Source organism: Endozoicomonas sp. SESOKO4 (assembly GCF_024606275.1).
The window spans coordinates 1-1,041 of record NZ_JAHHPS010000377.1 but is presented as its reverse complement, the minus strand read 5'-3'; the positions used below and the strand labels follow the sequence as shown (position 1 = coordinate 1,041).

Annotated in this window: 1 protein-coding gene; it reads left to right on the top strand. The window is 49.4% G+C overall.

Annotation, left to right across the window (positions count from 1 at the left end; translation table 11 throughout):
* Positions 1-22: 22 nt before the first annotated feature.
* Positions 23-1,041: autotransporter domain-containing protein (locus tag KDK16_RS07540; protein WP_257275397.1), on the top strand; the 1,019-nt coding region annotated here is incomplete at its 3' end.

Here is a 1,041-nt window from a genome sequence, read left to right as displayed (position 1 = left end):
CAGCAATGATGTGGTATTTGTGGTGCATCAGCTTCGGACACCCCGGGAAGTTGCTCAAAACATGGTGGGCAGTGTCAATGCTCTCCAAAGCTATGGCGCTCGTTATATCGTTTTGCTCAATGTTCCCAATCTTGGAGAAACACCAGGAGGAGAGCGTGAGTTGTCTGGCACCCGTGACCAACTCAGTATGGCCAGTAAAGCGATTGATGACGCCGTCCTCACAGAGCTCCGAAAGTCCAGTGCCAATATCTTCTATATGAATCTGTCTGGTCTGGTTACAGAGGTGTCTGATAACGCGGCAGCCTTCGGTTTCATTGATCTTTCCTCTGAAAATACCGATATCACCTGTATGGTTAAGGGTGAGCCAATTGGCGTCCCATGCAGAGCGCCTGATCAGGGGGGAGACCAGAGAGAACGCATCACAACGGGGGTTGCACAGAAGTCAATATTCTGGGATGGCCTGCACCCCTCAAGCGTCATGCACAAAATAGGCAGCGATTATATTTTGTCGGCCATCAGGGGGGCCACCGAAGTCGGCGGCTTGCCAAGAATTGCAGACTCTCACTCAGCCACACTGGATAACAATATTTTCAATGAACTGGCACAGCATCGCTGGAAAGACGCGGAATCAGGCACCTTGTCATTTTTTGGCGGCGGAGCCGGAGTAGAAAACCAGATTTATGACGCTGTTGGCAGGAAAGCCAATAACAACAAGGGCTATGTCATCCATGCGGGCCTGCACTACCAATTGACAGAAGCACTCAGGCTGGGTATCGCCATACAGGGTGCTGAAACTCGATACACACCCGAGCAATCCAACTATAAAACCGACAGTTTCGGCGGCAGTCTTTTTGCAAGTTACCAGGGAGAAAGGTTGTTTTCCAATGCGGCAGTGAACTATTTCGACCTCGATTATAAAAATAAGCGTGGTTTCCGTTTAGGTGCCCTGACACGTAAAGAAAGTAGCTCCACTACAGGTAAGCTCTATGGATTAACACTGGATACGGGCTATGCACTTTACGACAATGGCAATATAAAAGC